This window comes from Nitratireductor sp. PBL-C9, from assembly GCF_050877045.1.
GTDB lineage: Bacteria > Pseudomonadota > Alphaproteobacteria > Rhizobiales > Rhizobiaceae > Nitratireductor > Nitratireductor aquimarinus.
In genome coordinates this window covers 530,038-547,128 of record NZ_JBPAXW010000002.1, presented here as the reverse complement: position 1 = coordinate 547,128, position 17,091 = coordinate 530,038, and the positions used below count along the sequence as shown (strand labels likewise).

At 63.5% G+C, this 17,091-nt stretch carries 13 protein-coding genes; 9 read left to right on the top strand and 4 right to left on the bottom strand.

All coding sequences use genetic code 11. From position 1 onward, the window contains the following. The first annotated feature begins 7 nt into the window (after positions 1 to 7). Positions 8 to 985 carry an NADPH:quinone reductase gene (locus ACRTG1_RS06405; protein ID WP_113154229.1) on the top strand — a complete coding sequence of 326 codons (978 nt, stop codon included), beginning with the start codon at positions 8 to 10 and terminating at the stop codon, positions 983 to 985. A gap of 13 nt (positions 986 to 998) precedes the next feature. On the opposite strand, the gene ACRTG1_RS06400 is transcribed toward ACRTG1_RS06405, so the two are convergent. Further along, positions 999 to 2,462, bottom strand: a complete 1,464-nt coding sequence (locus ACRTG1_RS06400) for a helix-turn-helix domain-containing protein (protein ID WP_113154228.1) — start codon at positions 2,460 to 2,462, stop codon at positions 999 to 1,001. A gap of 637 nt (positions 2,463 to 3,099) precedes the next feature. Between ACRTG1_RS06400 and aceA the strand changes: the two genes are divergently transcribed. The 5 genes from aceA to ACRTG1_RS06375 all read left to right on the top strand — a co-directional run bounded on the left by aceA (position 3,100) and on the right by ACRTG1_RS06375 (position 8,292). After that, positions 3,100 to 4,389, top strand: a complete 1,290-nt coding sequence (gene aceA / locus ACRTG1_RS06395) for an isocitrate lyase (protein WP_113154227.1) — start codon at positions 3,100 to 3,102, stop codon at positions 4,387 to 4,389. Between the two features lie 35 nt (positions 4,390 to 4,424). After that, the gene (locus ACRTG1_RS06390; RefSeq protein ID WP_113154226.1) at positions 4,425 to 4,670 is read left to right on the top strand and encodes an SMc00767 family acetate metabolism repressor; all 246 of its coding nucleotides are present in this window, start codon (positions 4,425 to 4,427) and stop codon (positions 4,668 to 4,670) included. Positions 4,671 to 4,959: 289 nt separating this feature from the next. Then, positions 4,960 to 5,418, top strand: coding sequence for a response regulator (locus tag ACRTG1_RS06385; protein WP_210344126.1), 459 nt, complete (start codon positions 4,960 to 4,962; stop codon positions 5,416 to 5,418). 70 nt (positions 5,419 to 5,488) lie between these two features. Beyond that, on the top strand, positions 5,489 to 6,922 hold the full coding sequence (locus ACRTG1_RS06380) for a glutamine synthetase family protein (protein WP_113154224.1): 1,434 nt from the start codon (positions 5,489 to 5,491) through the stop codon (positions 6,920 to 6,922). Between the two features lie 83 nt (positions 6,923 to 7,005). After that, the gene (locus ACRTG1_RS06375; protein WP_432515931.1) at positions 7,006 to 8,292 is read left to right on the top strand and encodes an NAD(P)/FAD-dependent oxidoreductase; all 1,287 of its coding nucleotides are present in this window, start codon (positions 7,006 to 7,008) and stop codon (positions 8,290 to 8,292) included. 220 nt (positions 8,293 to 8,512) lie between these two features. Here the strand turns inward: ACRTG1_RS06375 and ACRTG1_RS06370 are convergent, their stop codons facing one another. The 3 genes from ACRTG1_RS06370 to ACRTG1_RS06360 all read right to left on the bottom strand — a co-directional run bounded on the left by ACRTG1_RS06370 (position 8,513) and on the right by ACRTG1_RS06360 (position 12,667). Further along, positions 8,513 to 10,282 carry an SLC13 family permease gene (locus ACRTG1_RS06370; protein WP_206554767.1) on the bottom strand — a complete coding sequence of 590 codons (1,770 nt, stop codon included), beginning with the start codon at positions 10,280 to 10,282 and terminating at the stop codon, positions 8,513 to 8,515. A gap of 139 nt (positions 10,283 to 10,421) precedes the next feature. After that, positions 10,422 to 11,171: an SDR family oxidoreductase gene (locus ACRTG1_RS06365; protein ID WP_113154221.1), complete on the bottom strand. Its 750-nt coding sequence runs from the start codon at positions 11,169 to 11,171 to the stop codon at positions 10,422 to 10,424. Between the two features lie 20 nt (positions 11,172 to 11,191). After that, positions 11,192 to 12,667: an aldehyde dehydrogenase family protein gene (locus ACRTG1_RS06360; RefSeq protein WP_432515930.1), complete on the bottom strand. Its 1,476-nt coding sequence runs from the start codon at positions 12,665 to 12,667 to the stop codon at positions 11,192 to 11,194. A gap of 313 nt (positions 12,668 to 12,980) precedes the next feature. Here ACRTG1_RS06360 and zwf point away from each other — a divergent pair, with 313 nt between their 5' ends. From zwf to edd, 3 genes are all read left to right on the top strand, one after another. Continuing rightward, complete coding sequence (zwf, locus tag ACRTG1_RS06355; RefSeq protein WP_113156179.1) at positions 12,981 to 14,453, top strand: glucose-6-phosphate dehydrogenase; 1,473 nt, start codon at positions 12,981 to 12,983, stop codon at positions 14,451 to 14,453. 2 nt (positions 14,454 to 14,455) lie between these two features. Continuing rightward, complete coding sequence (pgl, locus tag ACRTG1_RS06350; protein WP_432515929.1) at positions 14,456 to 15,169, top strand: 6-phosphogluconolactonase; 714 nt, start codon at positions 14,456 to 14,458, stop codon at positions 15,167 to 15,169. Between the two features lie 66 nt (positions 15,170 to 15,235). Further along, positions 15,236 to 17,050: a phosphogluconate dehydratase gene (edd, locus tag ACRTG1_RS06345; protein ID WP_432515928.1), complete on the top strand. Its 1,815-nt coding sequence runs from the start codon at positions 15,236 to 15,238 to the stop codon at positions 17,048 to 17,050. Positions 17,051 to 17,091 lie beyond the last annotated feature (41 nt).

Here is a 17,091-nt window from a genome sequence, read left to right as displayed (position 1 = left end):
GAAGGCAATGAAAGCAGCATGGTATGAGCGCAATGGCGCAGCCCGCGACGTGCTCGAACTGGGCGACATGCCGACGCCCACGCCCGGTCCCGGCGAAGTGCGCGTGCGGCTTGCCACCTCCGGCGTGAACCCGTCGGACGTGAAGGCGCGGCGCGGCCGGCCGCTCAATGCCGAACGCATCATCCCCCACAGCGATGGCGCTGGCGAGATCGACGCCGTCGGCCCCGGCGTGGACCATGGCCGCGTCGGCCAGCGCGTCTGGATCTGGAATGGCCAGTGGCGACGCCCCTTCGGCACCGCCGCCGAGATGATCACGCTGCCGGAAGCGCAGGCCGTGCCGCTTCCAGCCAATGTGGATTTCGCCGCCGGCGCATGTCTCGGCATTCCCGCCCTCACCGCCATTCATGCCGTCAATCTGTTCGGCGATGTGCGTGGCAAGACGCTGATCGTCATCGGTGCGGGCGCTTCGGTCGGCCATTATGTCACCCAGATCGCCAAGGCGCGCGGCGCGCGTGTCATCGCCACCGCATCTGCCTCCCGCGCCGCCCATGCACGCGCTGCCGGCGCGGACTTCGTGATCGACTACAAGGCCAAGGACGTGGCCGCCACCGTGAAGGGCCTCACCGCCGGCAAGGGCGCGGACGGCCTGATCGACATGGATCTCTATTCCACCACCTCGATCATCTCCAATGGCGCGCTCGCGCCGCACGGCAAGATCGTTTGCTACGGCTCCAGCATGCAGGGCGACATCCCGGTTTCCTTCCCGACCCTGTTATGGAACAGCCTCACCCTGCAGGTCTTCGTGGTCTACGAACTACTTTCCAAAGACCGGGAAACGGCCATCGCCCAGCTCACCACGATGCTTGAAAAGAACAGCCTGAAACACGCGATCGGCGAACGCTTCGCCCTGCGCGACATCGTTGCAGCCCACGAAGCGGTGGAACGCGGCGACATCATCGGCAATGTGATTCTGGACATCGCCTGACACGCATCGCGCTCTACTGAAAATCGAAAGCGCTCAGCCCCGTCACCATCTCGTCGAGGCCCAGCGGCCGCGTGACCGGCGGTTCGGCGCGGGCGAGACAGCCGGCCCGCTCGCACAGGCGGCACGCCGGCCCGACCGGTGTGAGCGCGTGCGTGGGCGCAGCCCCTGCCTTGCCCGGCGCACCCGGCAGCGCATCGCCATAGACGACACCGTCACGAAAGCCGAGATCACACCCCAGAAGAAGCGCCGTGCGGCGCGGGCGCTCCGCAAACGAGCCCTGCGGCCCTTCCAGCGTGCGCGCCATCGTCAGGAATTCAGCGCCGTCGGGCATCTCCACCGCCTCGACGAGGATCTGACCCGGCTGGGCGAAGGCGGCGTGAACGGCAAGTTTTGGACAGCCGCCGCCGAAACGCGCCTGCGGAAAGCCCTGCGCGCCCGCCTTGCGGAAGCGGTTTCCCGCGTGATCCACTTCGAGCATGAAGAACGGCACGCCCGATGCGCCCGGGCGGGCCAGCGTGGTGAGCCGGTTGGCCGCCTGCTCGAACGAAACGCCGAAACGCGATTTCAGCACGTCCACATCGTAGCGCGCGCGCTCGGCTGCGGACAGGAAGGCCTGATAGGGCATCATCAGCGCATGCGCCGCATAGCGCCCGAGTTCGAACCGGGCCAGCCGGCGCGCCTCATTGCTTGAGAGCTTCAGCGCCTCGATCTCCGCTGCAATCGCCACCGACATGCGCAGAAGACACGCCTCCATGGCGATTTCGCGCAGCTGATCGGCCGGTGAAAGCCGCTCTGAGATGAAGAGGCGCTGCGAATGCCGGTCATAGCGCCGCCGCCAGTTCGGCATGGTCGCCACCGGCAGCACCCGCACCACGATGCCGTGCTCCTGTTTCAGCCAGCCCCGGATCGCGCCGGAAAGATCATCCCCCGGCCCCATAAGCCCCATCTGCCCCATGAGCTTGTGAAAGCTCTCCGCCTCTTCCTCTATGGCCGGGAAATGGTTGCCATGCCGCTCAAAGGTCTCGCGCACCTCGTCCATCGGCAGACGCGTTGCCGAAATGGCGGTGGTGCGCCCTTCCCGCGCCAGCATTTCGGAGAGGTCGGACATGCGGTCGGCCTGTTCGCGATAGGCGCGGTAGAGCTTGACCAGCGCCGCAGCCGCATTGGGGGCGGCTTCCGCCACATCCACAAGCTCCTGCTCGCCCGGCAGCTCGCCCACCAGAAGCGGATCGGAAAACACTTCGCGAAGCGCGGCAAGCGACAGGCCGGTCTCGCCCTGCAACTCGTCGGGATCGACCTTGTAGACCGAGGCCAGCTTGAGAATGAGCGACACGGTGAGCGGCCGCTGGTTGCGCTCGATCAGGTTCAGATAGGAGGGCGAAATGCCCAGCCCCTCGGCCATGGCCGTCTGGGTCAGCCCCTTGGCGGTGCGTACCCGCCTGATACGGGCTCCGGCGAATATCTTCTGATTGGCCATGGTCGGCCCCCTTGTTTTCTGCGTCCCCGGCGAGGCGCGACCGTTCCGGCATGGATCCCCGGGTCAAGCCCGGGGATGACGAAGCGGGACCGCTATGAAGCCAACCGGCGCCGACGATGGATCATGAGAACCATAGCCAACTGGATCAACGCCTGCGCCCGTGCCTGCGCCCGTGCCCTTGTCTGCGTCTGTGCCCGTATCCACGCCTGAGCCTGAGCCGCCCCCGTCTTGTCCTTCGTCCCCATCGTCATCCTTGGGCCTGACCCAAGGTTCCATGCCTGAACGACCACGAAGCCATCCTGCTCTGACGGCAAAGAAGGCGAACCAGATCCACCCAAATCAAAGCCTGCTCCCTCCCCATCGTCATCCTCGGGCTTGACCCGAGGATCCATGCCTGAACGGCCACCATTTTACACGCCTTTACAAAACGACCTCACAAACTCGTCCTTACATCTTTTACAAATTTACACGCCCACCCTGTCAAAATCCAGACATGCTGACACGAAAATGCCCCACAAAACCCGGTTTTCTCTCCGCTTTCGCTGCGGCGCAATGTAAATCCTGTAACGAAAGCGGGGCACAGAAGCATCACGCCAGACAGCCCCTACCGCGAAACAGATCCTGTACGGAGGCAATAATGACGGATTTTTACAACCTTGTTCCCAGCGCTGCGGAAGGTCGCTTCGATGGCATCGAACGCCCCTACACGCCGCAGGATGTGCAGCGGCTGCGCGGCTCGGTTACCGTCCGTCACACGCTGGCCGAGGAAGGCGCAAAGCGCCTCTGGAAGCTCATCCACGAAGAGGACTTCGTCAACGCGCTCGGCGCGCTCTCGGGCAATCAGGCCATGCAGATGGTCCGCGCCGGCCTGAAGGCGATCTACCTCTCCGGCTGGCAGGTCGCCGCCGACGCCAACACCGCTTCGGCCATGTATCCGGACCAGTCGCTCTACCCGGCCAATGCCGGCCCGGAGCTCGCCAAGCGCATCAACCGCACGCTTCAGCGCGCTGACCAGATCGAGACTGCGGAAGGCAATGGCCTTTCGGTCGACACATGGTTCGCTCCGATCGTGGCGGATGCGGAAGCCGGCTTCGGCGGCCCGCTCAACGCCTTCGAGCTGATGAAGGCCTATATCGAGGCGGGCGCTGCCGGCGTCCACTTCGAGGACCAGCTCGCATCGGAAAAGAAGTGCGGCCATCTGGGCGGCAAGGTTCTGATCCCCACCGCGCAGCATATCCGCAATCTGGATGCCGCGCGTCTTGCAGCCGACGTCATGGGCGTGCCGAGCCTGGTCATCGCCCGCACGGATGCGGAGGCCGCCAAGCTGCTCACCTCCGATATCGACGAGCGCGACCAGCCCTTCGTCGATTACGAGGCAGGCCGCACGGTCGAGGGCTTCTACCGGGTGAAGAACGGGCTCGACGCCTGCATTGCCCGCGCTGTCGCCTATGCCCCGCACACGGATTTGATCTGGTGCGAAACGTCTAAGCCGGATCTGGAGCAGGCGCGCAAATTCGCCGAGGGCGTGCACAAGGCGCATCCGGGCAAGCTGCTCGCCTACAACTGCTCGCCGTCCTTCAACTGGAAGAAGAACCTGGACGACGCCACCATCGCCAAATTCCAGCGCGAGCTGGGCGCCATGGGCTACAAGTTCCAGTTCATCACGCTGGCCGGGTTCCATCAGCTCAACTTCGGCATGTTCGAGCTGGCCCGCGGCTACAAGGACCGGCAGATGGCGGCCTATTCGGAGTTGCAGGAAGCGGAGTTCGCCGCAGAGGCCAACGGCTACACGGCCACAAAGCACCAGCGCGAAGTCGGCACCGGCTACTTCGACGCCGTATCCATGGCCATCACTGGCGGCCAGTCTTCGACCACCGCCATGAAGGAATCCACCGAATCTGACCAGTTCCGCCCAGCAGCGGAATAACACCAACGGCAAATCGCCGGGAAAGGAGAACGGAAATGACACCGAACACCCGCGTCAAGGAACGTGCAGAAGAGCAGGCAAGCGCCATGTCTTCCGACCAGCAGGCCATCATCCGCATGGTGGCAAACGACCTGCACCGCCTCAACCAGTCGGTCATGAAAGCGGTCGATTCCGGTGTGTCCGTCGAACTGGTCCGCTCGGCGCGTCATCATGGTGGAGAAGGCAACTGGGGAGATCTGTTGGTGCCTGTCATCGTCACCAACCGTCTGGCTGGCTCCTGACACCAGCCTGATTGATCTCCCGTCAAGCGCCCGCGCACTGTCTCCTGCGCGGGCGTTTTTTCTTGAATAGAAAACGGTCATTCGATCTTGTGATCAAACAATACAAATATCTGAAATCCCAATCTAATTTCCGGTTATTTCTTGAAACAAACTGGTTTTACCAACAAGAAACAGGCACATAACAATTCTGACTTATTTGTAACTTGACATTTCAACCGCGGTGACATTCATTCCCGTCATATTTCAACCGGGCATTGAATTTCTTATTCTAACCGTGGGCGAAGACATGATGGCAGACAGACCTGTAACCGATCAGCCGACCATCGATGCATGCGAGGCGGTCTCCAACAGCTGCGTTGCAGATCTGTCCCAGGCACTGGTTGTCGCCTCATCCCCGGTGAACAGGATTGTGCTCTCGCGCATCGCGCAGCGTGCCTATCTGAAGGCCAATGCGCTCGAACCCGCCGAGGCAACGCGCATCCTGTCTGCCCCGACACCGCTCTCCCGGCCCGGCGTGGTGATTGTCGACATCGACGCGCAGACACGCGCCACCAGCGAACTGTTCACCCATCTGGAAAGCCACCGCCGCGCCTCCCCGCGCGGCCTGCCGCTCGTCATCACCATTGTCGCCTCGCGCCACAAGGACACGCTGGCCGAATCACCTGTGGACGCCCGGGTCGTGCGCCCGGTCACGCCCGAGGCATTGCAGCCGGTCATCGACCGTCTTGTTGCGGGTGTGCAATCCTGACGCGGGGCCTTCCCTTCCCTTCACGCCCACGTCTATACTCACGCATCCAACCAACGATCCCTGGTGTTTGATGCCTGACAGGAAAAAGCTAACCCGCCGCAACGGTCGAGGTAACTCCGTTCGTGCGCCCGCATTTCTGAAAAACCTTCGCGGTGTGAAGGACTGGAAGCAGGTTTCCGCCTGGCTGGAATGGCGCGGCATCGAAGACATCGAGTGCATCACGCCCGATCAGGCCGGTGTTGCGCGCGGCAAGATGATGCCATCGAAGAAGTTTACGTCCAACACCTCACTGGCGCTGCCTTCGGCTGTCTTCATGACAACGATCTCCGGCGAATATCCCGAAGATGGCGGTGACTTCGTCTACCCGGAGGATGACGGCGACCTGAAGCTTCTGCCCGATCTCTCCACGCTCTCTTCCGTTCCGTGGGAAAGCGACCCGACGGCGCAGGTCATCTGCGACCTCGTCCATCAGGATGGGCGTGATGTCGCCTTCAGCCCGCGCAACGTTTTGAAGCGCGTCGTCGCCGAATATGCGAAGCATGGGCTCAAGCCCATCGTCGCGCCGGAAATCGAGTTCTATCTGGTCGACAAGAATCCCGACCCGGACTACCCACTCACCCCCCCGGTCGGCCGCTCCGGTCGCCCCATTGGCGGCGGTCAGGGCTATTCCATCGCCGGCGTGAACGAGTTCGACGAACTGATCGACGACATCTACCACTTCTCCGAGGCGCAGGGCCTGGAGATCGACACGCTGATCCACGAGGAAGGCGCCGGCCAGCTCGAGATCAACCTGCGTCATGGCGACCCGATCGAGCTTGCCGATCAGGTGTTCATGTTCAAGCGCACCATTCGCGAAGCGGCGCTCAAGCACGACACCTACGCCACCTTCATGGCCAAGCCGATCCAGAACCAGCCCGGCTCCGCCATGCATATTCACCAGTCGGTGGTGTCGCTCGAGACCGGTCACAACGTCTTCTCCGACGAGAATGGCGAAGAGACGGAGATGTTCCGCCACTTCATCGGTGGCCTGCAGCGGCACATTCCCAATGCGCTCATCATGCTTGCGCCCTATGTGAACTCCTATCGCCGCTTGACGCAGGGAACGGCGGTGCCCGTCAACACGCGCTGGGGCTATGACAACCGCACCACCGCCTTCCGTGTGCCGCGCTCCGACCCGGCGGCGCGCCGCGTGGAAAACCGCATCCCCTCGTCCGACGCCAATCCCTATCTGGCGCTGGCTGCCTCGCTTGCCTGTGGTCTCGTCGGCATTCTGGAAAAGAGCACGCCCGATGCGCCGGCCGGCAAGGCGGTCAATCAGGATGAGATCGAGCTGCCACGTGGCCTTCTGGAAGCCGTCGCCCTGTTCGAGGACGACGAGCCACTGAAGGAAATGCTGGGCGCACCCTTTGTCTCGACCTTTGCCGCCATCAAGCGGGCCGAGTTTGAGACCTTCATGAAGGTCATCAGCCCCTGGGAACGGGAATATCTGCTTCTGAACGTCTAGAGCGTCTCCGCTTTTCGTTGAACCGCGAAAACGCCCTGAATTATTGATTTTGCGCAATTCCGGACGGAAAGAGGGGTGCGTCCATGCCCTATCAGTCGCCCATATCGCCCGGCTTCTCCTGGTATGAAGCAACCGTCGGCGAGCGCCCGCAATACCCGTCGCTCGATGGCGACCGACGGGCCGATGTCGCCATTGTCGGCGGTGGCTTCACCGGCCTGTCGGCGGCCGCCCATCTGGCGAAGGCGGGCGTCAATGTGGTTCTGATCGAGGCGCACCGCTTTGGCGATGGCGCATCCGGGCGCAATGGCGGCCAGCTCGGCACCGGTCAGCGCGCCTGGGCCGAGGAGCTGGAGGCCGAGCTTGGCTTCACCCGCGCCAAAGCCCTGTTTGATCTGGCCGAGGAAGCCAAGACCCACCTCATCGATTTCGCCGCCGCCAACCGCATCGAGATCGACTATCGTCCGGGCCAGATTTCAGCCGTCCACAAGCCCCGCTATCTGGACGAATACCGCCGGCATGCCGACATCATGCGTGACCGGTTCGACTATCCGCATATCACCTACATGGATGCGACCGAGACCGCAGAGCGGCTTGGCTCGACGCGCTATTTCGGCGGCATCCGCGACACCGGCACCGGTCACATCCATCCGCTGAAACTCGTGGTCGGCACGGCGCGTGTGGCCCGTGAGGCGGGCGCGCATCTCTTTGAAGGCACGCCTGCGCTGAATATCAGCTCCGATGCCGGCGGTGTGCGCATCGAAACGCCTTCGGGAACCATCACCGCCGAGAAGTGCCTCATCGCCACCAACGCCTATGGCGGCGATCTGGAGCCGGAGAGTGCGGCCCATGTCATGCCCATCGGCTCCTTCATCGGCGCAACACCGCCGCTTGGCGATGACAGTCCCGTGCTGCCCGGCGGCGAGTCGGTCGACGATTCCCGTTTCGTGGTGCGCTATTTCCGGCGCGAGCCGAATGGCAGCCTGCTTTTCGGCGGACGCGAGATCTACGCGCCCGGCGAAGACAAGGCGATCCACCACCACATCCGCCGCCAGATTGCCGAACTCTACCCCGCGCTCAAGGATGTCGAACTCACCCATGCATGGGGTGGTTATGTGGGCATAACCATGCCCAGACGGCCCTTTGTGCGCGAGGTCATGCCCAATGTGATCTCAGCTGCCGGCTGGTCCGGCCATGGCGTGATGCTGTCGAACTTCGCCGGCAAGCTCTATGCGGAAACCGTCTGCGGAAACCGCGACCGGCTGCGCCTGTTCGAAGAACTGAAGATCCCGCCCTTCCCCGGCGGCCGCCATCTGCGCCCGTTCCTGATGTTCCTGGCGCTCAACTGGTACGCCCTGCGCGACCGGATTTGAGGGCGAAGAGACACGCTGCATTGACGTTATGCGTGGTTCGACAAGCTCACCATGAGGGTGGGGCGCGGCTGCAAGAACTATCTGCAACCCCGCGGAGCCATATTTTCCTACAGGGTCACACATCCCTCATGGTGAGCTTGTGGAACCACGCAAAACGCTCCTGCCACAAAATCGGACACGACCGAAATCATCAGGTGAACCGAACCGCTTCAGCCCCGTCCTACAACGGCCAGAAGAACAGGATCGCCGGCACGGAAACCGCGATAATGAGGATTTCCAGCGGCAGGCCCATGCGCCAGTAATCGCCGAAGCGATAGCCACCCGGCCCCATGATGATGGTGTTGTTCTTGTGGCCGATGGGCGTCAGGAACGCACAGGAAGCGGCCACCGCTACGCCCATCAAAAACGGATCGGGCGAGACGTTGAGCCCCTGCGCAACGGAAAGGCCGACCGGCGCTGCAATCAGCGCTGTCGCCACATTGTTCAGGAAGTCGGACAGCGTCATGGTGACAACCATCAGGATCGCCAGGATCGCCCATGCCGGCAGCGAGCCGGTCAGCGAGAGAATGGAATCCGCAATCAGCTTCGTGCCACCGGATTCCTCAAGCGCCAGCCCGAGCGGAATGAGCGAGGCCAGAAGCACGATCACCGGCCATTCCACCGATTCATAGACTTCGCGCGCGCCGACCACATTGAACAGCGCATAGATGGCGACCGCGCCCGCAAGCGCGATGGCAAGCGGCACGAAGCCCATCACCGAGATGGCCACGGCAATCGCAAACACGGCCACGGCGAACAGCGCCTTGCCGCGCTGGATCACGTTATGGCTCTTTTCCGCCAGCGGCAGAACGCCCAGCCAGTCAGCGGCGTCGGCAACGCGGCTTTCCGGCCCAAGAAGCAGGACCACATCACCCGCCCGGATCGGCAGCTTGCGCACCCGCTCGCGAAACCGCCTGCCCTGCCGCGACACGCCCAGAAGCGTCACGCCGCGGCGGTAGAGCAGCCGCAGGTCAAGCGCCGTGCGCCCGACCATGCGGGCATTGTCCGGCACAATGGCCTCGACCAGAACCAGAGACTTGCCGCGAATGCCGCCATGCTCTTCCGAGCCCGGCGTATCGAGTTCCGCAGCGCCGATGAACGCCTCGATGGATTTCGGATCGCCCTCGAGAATGAGCTGATCGCTCTTGCGAAGCTCTTCGCCAGCGGAAAAACCGGGCAGACGCTTGCCGCGCCGCACCAGTCCGAGCACGGTCACATCGTGCTCATCGGCCAGCGGATAGAGATCGCTCACCGGCCCGTCGATGAATTTGGATTTCTCCTTCACACCCGCTTCCACGACGAAGAGGCCCGCCTCGCCGTCATCTCCGGCAACCGCCTGCCCGGTTTCGGGGATCAGCCGCCAGCCAACCAGCGTCACGAAGGCGATGCCAACCACGGCGCAGACGAGGCCTACCGGTGAAAAGTCGAACATGGAGAAGGATTCGCCAAGCGCGCGCCCGCGAAACTCGGCGATGACGATGTTTGGCGGCGTGCCGATCAGCGTGATCATGCCGCCCAGAATGGTCGCGAAGGAAAGCGACATCAGCGATCTGGAAACAGGCCGCTTCGCCTTCTTCGCAGCCTCGATATCGAGGGTCATCAGCATGACCAGTGCGGCGACATTGTTGATCACCGCCGAAAGGCCGGCGCCAATCACCGACATGAACCCGATATGGGTTGAGAGAGAGCGTCCCGAAGACAGGACGAAACGCGCGATCAGCTCCACCGCGCCCGCATTCATCATGGCGCGCGAGACGATCAGCACCAGCGCAATGATGACGACGGCCTCATGGCCGAAGCCGATGAAGGCGTCATGCGCATCGACGACGCCGGCAGCCACCGCGATGATCAGCGCGGCAAAGGCAACAAGATCATAGCGAATACGACCCCAGACAAGAAAGGCAAACACGACACCCAGCAGACAGAAGAGAAAGATCTGCTCGTAGGTCATGCGCTTGCCCTTTTCATGCCGACCGCCGGACAATCGCCGGCGGCCTGAAATTGTTCTGTCCGGTTATAGGTAATTCCGTGCTCCAAGTCAGGTTCCCGGAGAAACGGAATTCCTAAAACCGTTCAAAGGCAGGGCTGCGTCAGATGCAGCGGCCGCCGTCCACTTCCAGCGCAACGCCGGTGATGAACTCGGCTTCCGACGAAGCCAGCCAGAGCGCTGCATTGGCAATGTCGAGCGGCGTGGAAAGCCGGCCAAGCGGGATGGAAGAGCGGAACTGCGCGCGCTTCTCGGGCGTGTCTTCGCCCATGAACTGGCCGAGCATGCCGGTTTCGCCGGCCACCGGGCACAGGCAGTTCACGCGGATGTTCTTCGGCGCAAGCTCAACCGCCATCGACTTGGTCGCGGTGATCGCCCAGCCCTTGGATGCGTTGTACCAGGTGAGACCCGGACGCGGACGCAGGCCTGCCGTCGAAGCGGTGGTGATGATAGAGCCGCCGCCGAGCTTCTCCATGACCGGCACAACGGCCAGCGTGGAATGATAGATCGCCTTCATGTTCACTGCGCCGATGAGATCGAACGTCTCTTCGTCAACTTCCATGAGGGAGGTGTTGCGGTGCGTGTAGCCGGCATTATTGATCATGATGTCCAGACGGCCATGCGCCTGCATGGCGGCGTCCACCATCGCGTCCACATCGGCTTTCATGGAAACGTCTGCGGTAACCGGCAGCGCTGCTTCACCAATCTCTGCGGCAACCCGCTCTGCGCCCTTCGCGTTCAGGTCGGCAACGATGACCTTCGCGCCTTCCTCGGCGAAACGCTTCGCCATGCCTTCACCGAAACCGGATGCTGCGCCGGTGATGATGGCAACCTTGCCTTCAAGTCGAGCCATTTCGAAAATTCCTGTAATTGTTAGCCGTGGTTGAAAACGATTGTCTTGGTCGCGGACATGTCGAACAGGGCTTCAAAACCCTTCTCGCGTCCGTGGCCGGATTTCTTGAAGCCGCCGAAGGGCAGCTCCACGCCGCCGCCTGCGCCATAGCCGTTCACGAAAACCTGGCCGGCGCGCACGCGCTTGGCGACCCGGTGCTGGCGCGCGCCGTCGCGCGTCCACACACCGGCCACCAGACCGAACTCCGTGTCATTGGCGAGCCGGATGGCGTCTGCCTCGTCCTCGAACGGGAACAGCGAAAGCACCGGCCCAAAAACCTCTTCCTGAGCGAGCGCTGCCTGCGGATCAACCGCGCCGAACAGCGCCGGCGGCTGATAGTAACCGCCCTTAGGCGCGTCCGGATGCACCGTGCCCTGTGCGAGCAGCGGAATGCCGGCTTCCTGCGCTGCGGCGATGAAACCTGCAACCTTGTCGCGCTGCGCCACATTGACGAGCGGCCCGATGTCGAGATCCGCATCATGCGGGCCCGCAACCAGCTTGGAGAAGCGCTCGGCCAGCGCCGTCGCCACCTGCTCGTAGATCGGCTTCTCGATCAGAACGCGGCTGCCGGCAGAGCAGGTCTGCCCGCCATTCTGGATGATGGCGTTCACCAGAACGGGAAGCGCTGCCTCGATATCCGCATCGGCGAACACGATCTGCGGGGACTTGCCGCCCAGCTCCATCGTCACGCCGCGATTGTTCACCGCCGCTGCCTGCTGGATCGCGGTGCCGGTGATCGGCGAACCGGTGAAGGTCACGTAATCGACCAGCGGATGCGAGGAAAGAGCCGCACCAGCGCTGCGGCCATAACCGGTGATGACGTTAAACACGCCAGCCGGGAAACCGGCCTCAAGCGCCAGCTCGGCCATGCGAAGCGTCGTCAGCGAAGCGTCTTCCGCCGGCTTCACCACCAGCGTGTTGCCCATGGCCAGCGCCGCGCCGATGACGCGCGCCAGAATCTGCATCGGGTAGTTCCAGGGCGTGATGCCCGCCACCACGCCATGCGGCTCGCGCAGCGTCAGCGCCGTGTAGCCATCGAGAAACGGGATCGTGTCGCCGTGGATCTTGTCAGCCGCGCCGCCATAGAACTCGAAATAGCGCATCGTGGCGGTCACGTCCGCCGTGCCCTGACGGATCGGCTTGCCGGTGTCGCGCGATTCGAGCGCAGCCAGCTCCTCGCCATTCTTCTCCACCAGATGGAAAAGACGCGTCAGGCAGCGCCCGCGCTCCACGGCCGGCATGCGGCTCCACGGGCCTTCGTCAAACGCCTTGCGCGCCGACTTCACCGCCAGCTCCACATCGGCTTCGGTGGAAGCCGGGATCGAAGCGAAGACTGCGCCGTCGGACGGGCTGCGAACGTCGATGCGTTCTCCCGAGAGCGAATCGACCGAACGCCCGTCGATGAACTGCATGAAAGCGCGGCCCTCAGCCACGCTGCGCGAAAAATGGGTTCCCATCCCTGCCGCTCCGGTTTGTAATGTCTGTATGCGAGCCTGTGCTCGCGAAGGAAACATGGGAAAACCCGCCATGCGATGCTGTGTCAAGGCACAAATGGGCGCACCGGCTTGGCTCAGCCCGACAGACGCGCTGCCGCGCAATCGCATCTGGCTTTTTTAAATCGATTAGACTATAGCAACGGCAACTTGGTATGAGGCTAGGGCAATTCCAGGAAAAGCGGGAACCGGTTTTCCGTCCGGAATTGCGCAAGAACAATCAATGAGAGCGTTTTCGCGGTTCAACGAAAAGCGGAAACGCGCGAGCGGAGAAACCATGACCAGCCAGACAATTCCGGTCGAGCCTTTCGATCTCGTGGTGTTCGGGGCCACGGGCGATCTCTCCGAACGAAAGCTGCTTCCGGCGCTCTATCAGCGCCAGCGGGCAGGTCAGTTCACCGACCCCACGCGCATCATCGGTTCATCCCGCTCGAAACTGTCCGACGAGGACTTCCGCACCTTCGCCGAAAAGGCCATCCGCGAGCATGTCGCCAAGAGCGATATCGAGCCGCAGGAGCTGACGCATTTTCTGGCCCGCCTGTCCTACGTGCCGGCGGACGCGAAATCGGGTGACGGCTTTGCCGACCTGAAAACCGAGATCGGCGACAGCGACAGTGTGCGCGCCTTCTACATGGCCGTCGCACCCAGCCTGTTCGATGACATTGTCGGCCAGATCGACAAGCACGGCCTGTCCACCGACACGGCCCGCGTGATCGTCGAAAAGCCCATCGGCCGTTCGCTCGCCTCCGCCCATGAGCTGAACGACGCCGTGGCGCGCGTGTTCGACGAGCACAACGTCTTCCGCATCGACCACTATCTCGGCAAGGAGACGGTGCAGAACCTGATGGCGCTGCGCTTTGCCAATGCGCTCTATGAGCCGCTCTGGAACTCCGCCCATATCGACCATGTGCAAATCACCGTGGCCGAGACCGTGGGGCTTGAAGGGCGCGCGGGCTATTACGACAAGGCCGGCGCGCTGCGTGACATGGTCCAGAACCACATGCTCCAGCTTCTCTGCCTCGTGGCGATGGAAGCGCCGGCCTCCATGGAAGCCGACACGGTGCGCGACGAGAAACTGAAGGTCCTGCGCGCCCTGAAGCCGATCACCTCCAATGCCGCAGAGAGCGTGACCGTGCGCGGGCAATACCGCGCCGGCGCGTCCAATGGCGGCGCGGTGAAGGGCTACACGGAAGAACTTGAAAGCGGCGAGAGCAACACCGAGACCTTCGTCGCCATCAAGGCGGAGATCGAGAACTGGCGCTGGGCCGGCGTGCCCTTCTACCTGCGCACCGGCAAGCGGCTCGCCACCCGCGTTTCGGAAATCGTGATCCAGTTCAAGCCGATCCCCCATTCCATCTTTGAAGATGGCACGGGCAAGGTGTTCGCCAACCAGCTCGTCATCCGCCTGCAGCCGGATGAAGGCGTGAAGCAGTGGATGATGATCAAGGACCCCGGCCCCGGCGGCATGCGCCTGCGCCATGTGCCGCTCGACATGAGCTTTGCCGAATCATTCAATGTCCGCAATCCGGACGCCTATGAGCGCCTCATCATGGATGTCATCCGCGGCAACCAGACGCTGTTCATGCGCCGCGACGAGGTCGAGGCCGCATGGCGCTGGATCGACCCGATCCTCGCCGCCTGGGAAGACAACCAGCAGCCCGCACAGGGCTACACCGCCGGCACCTGGGGGCCGTCCTCTTCCATCGCGCTTATCGAGCGCGACGGACGCACCTGGCATGAGAGTGTCTGAGCATGGCGAATTGCGAGTGGCATGAATTCGCCTCCTCAGAGGCGCTGGCCAGGAACCTGTCAGAGACGGTTGCCAAAAAACTGGCCTTGGCCGTGAAGGAGCGGGGCCACGCGGCGATTGCCGTTTCCGGCGGTCGCACGCCCGCGCAGTTCTTCGATCAGCTGTCGCGATGCGACATCCCGTGGGACAAGGTCACCGTCACGCTGGTGGACGAACGTTTCGTGCCGGCCGATTCACCGCGCTCCAACGCCCGTCTGGTCGCCCGGCATCTCCTGCAGAACAAGGCTGCCCGCGCCGCCTTTGTCGGCCTCTACCAGCGAGCCGACGAAATGGAAGAGGCCGCCAGCCAGTCGGCAAAGGCGATTGCCGCACTGCCCCGACCGCTCGACGTGGTCGTGCTCGGCATGGGCAATGACCGGCACACCGCCTCCTTCTTCCCCGATGCCCCGACCATCGAAGCGCTTCTTGAGCCAACGGAAGGGCCGGACGTTTTACCGGTCGCGTCGAAGGCGGCGGGCGAACCCCGCCTGACGCTTTCCATGAACCGGCTCGCAGGCGCACGCTTCCTCGCCGTCCACATCGAGGGCGCCGACAAGAAGGAAACGCTGGAAGCAGCGCTCTCCGTCTCACCCGGCCCGGCATCCCCCATCGGTGCGGTGCTGGCCGAGACGAAAGAACCCGCCCACATCTTCTGGGCTCCCGCAGGCCAGGCGTAAAACGCCGGCCCGCCGCGCCCCGCGCTCCTTCCGCGTGGGGCCAACTGCAAGACAGGACGCCATGCCATGACCGCAAGACCCGAAATCGAAGCCGTCACAGCCCGCATCCGCGAGCGCTCACGCGCCAGCCGCGAAGCCTATCTGGAACGCGTCGACCACGCTGCCGGACAGGCCGTTCATCGCGGCGTCCTTTCCTGCGGCAACCTCGCCCACGGCTTTGCCGCCTGCGGACCGGCAGACAAGGCGGCCCTTTCCGGCGACCGGGTGCCCAATATCGGCATCATCACCGCCTATAACGACATGCTCTCGGCGCATCAGCCCTTCGAGCCATTTCCCAAGATGATCAAGGACGCCGCGCGTGAAGCCGGCGGCGTGGCGCAGGTTGCCGGCGGCGTGCCCGCCATGTGCGATGGCGTCACCCAGGGCCAGCCCGGCATGGAACTGTCGCTCTTTTCGCGCGATGTCATCGCCATGTCGGCTGCCGTCGGCCTGTCGCACAACATGTTTGACGCGGCCGTCTATCTCGGCGTCTGCGACAAGATCGTGCCGGGCCTGGTCATCGCCGCCCTCACCTTCGGCCACCTGCCTGCGATCTTCATTCCCGCCGGACCCATGACCTCCGGCCTGCCCAATGACGAGAAGGCCCGCATCCGTCAGCTCTACGCCGAAGGCAAGGTGGACCGTGCGGCGCTGCTGGAAGCCGAGTCCAAATCCTATCACGGCCCCGGCACCTGCACCTTCTACGGCACGGCCAACTCGAACCAGATGCTGATGGAGATCATGGGCCTGCACACGCCGGGTTCCTCCTTCGTCAATCCCAACACGCCGCTGCGCGATGCCCTGACGAAGGAAGCCGCAAAGCGCGCGCTCGCCATCACCGCGCTCGGCAACGAGTTCACGCCCGTTGGCCGCATGATCGACGAGCGCTCCATCGTCAACGGCGTGGTCGGCCTCAACGCCACGGGCGGCTCGACCAACCACACCATGCATCTGGTCGCCATGGCGGCAGCCGCAGGCATCCGGCTCACCTGGGACGACATCGCCGAGATTTCGGACCACGTGCCGCTCGTTGCCCGCGTTTATCCCAACGGGCTTGCCGACGTGAACCATTTCCACGCCGCAGGCGGCATGGGCTACATGATCCGCGAACTGCTCGATGACGGCTATCTGCACGAGGATGTGCGCACCATCTGGGGTGAGGGTCTGCGCCCCTACACGGTCGAGGCCAAGCTCGCCGACAATGGTTCGGTCGTGCGCCTCTCCGCACCCGCCACCAGCGGCAACGACAAGGTGCTCACCACCGCCGCCAAACCCTTCCAGCAGACCGGTGGCATCCGGGTTCTGTCGGGCAATCTCGGCAAGTCGATCATCAAGGTTTCCGCCGTCAAGCCGGAGCACCGCGTGATCGAGGCCCCGGCGCTGGTCTTCCATTCGCAGGAAGAAATGCAGACAGCCTTCAAGGAAGGCAGGCTCGACCGCGATTTCATCGCCGTCATCCGCTTCCAGGGCCCAAAGGCCAACGGCATGCCGGAACTGCACAAGCTCACGCCGGCGCTCGGCGTGCTTCAGGATCGCGGACATCGCATCGCGCTGGTCACCGACGGGCGCATGTCGGGTGCATCCGGCAAGGTGCCGGCGGCCATCCACGTCACGCCCGAAGCGCTCGACGGCGGCATGATCGGCAAGCTGCGCGATGGCGACCCGATGCGCCTCGACGCAGACAAGGGCACGCTTGAAGCGCTGGTCGACGCCGAAGAGTTCGCCGCACGCGAAAGCGCCGCACCCGACCTCTCGGGCAACCAGTACGGCATGGGCCGCGAGCTATTTGCCGGCTTCCGGCAGCTCGCCGGCCGTGCCGATCAGGGTGCAGCCGTATTCTGAGCTGGAACAAACTGCGGTAGCCGTGCATTCTTCCTCTGATC

Excerpts from the sequence above, each read along its gene's own strand:
- pgl (WP_432515929.1), top strand. The coding sequence starts at position 14,456 with ATGGCGAATTGCGAGTGGCATGAATTCGCCTCCTCAGAGGCGCTGGCC.
- zwf (WP_113156179.1), top strand. The coding sequence starts at position 12,981 with ATGACCAGCCAGACAATTCCGGTCGAGCCTTTCGATCTCGTGGTGTTC.
- ACRTG1_RS06360 (WP_432515930.1), bottom strand. The coding sequence starts at position 12,667 with ATGGGAACCCATTTTTCGCGCAGCGTGGCTGAGGGCCGCGCTTTCATG.
- edd (WP_432515928.1), top strand. The coding sequence starts at position 15,236 with ATGACCGCAAGACCCGAAATCGAAGCCGTCACAGCCCGCATCCGCGAG.
- ACRTG1_RS06380 (WP_113154224.1), top strand. The coding sequence starts at position 5,489 with ATGCCTGACAGGAAAAAGCTAACCCGCCGCAACGGTCGAGGTAACTCC.
- ACRTG1_RS06405 (WP_113154229.1), top strand. The coding sequence starts at position 8 with ATGAAAGCAGCATGGTATGAGCGCAATGGCGCAGCCCGCGACGTGCTC.
- ACRTG1_RS06365 (WP_113154221.1), bottom strand. The coding sequence starts at position 11,171 with ATGGCTCGACTTGAAGGCAAGGTTGCCATCATCACCGGCGCAGCATCC.
- ACRTG1_RS06375 (WP_432515931.1), top strand. The coding sequence starts at position 7,006 with ATGCCCTATCAGTCGCCCATATCGCCCGGCTTCTCCTGGTATGAAGCA.
- ACRTG1_RS06400 (WP_113154228.1), bottom strand. The coding sequence starts at position 2,462 with ATGGCCAATCAGAAGATATTCGCCGGAGCCCGTATCAGGCGGGTACGC.
- aceA (WP_113154227.1), top strand. The coding sequence starts at position 3,100 with ATGACGGATTTTTACAACCTTGTTCCCAGCGCTGCGGAAGGTCGCTTC.
- ACRTG1_RS06370 (WP_206554767.1), bottom strand. The coding sequence starts at position 10,282 with ATGACCTACGAGCAGATCTTTCTCTTCTGTCTGCTGGGTGTCGTGTTT.
- ACRTG1_RS06390 (WP_113154226.1), top strand. The coding sequence starts at position 4,425 with ATGACACCGAACACCCGCGTCAAGGAACGTGCAGAAGAGCAGGCAAGC.
- ACRTG1_RS06385 (WP_210344126.1), top strand. The coding sequence starts at position 4,960 with ATGGCAGACAGACCTGTAACCGATCAGCCGACCATCGATGCATGCGAG.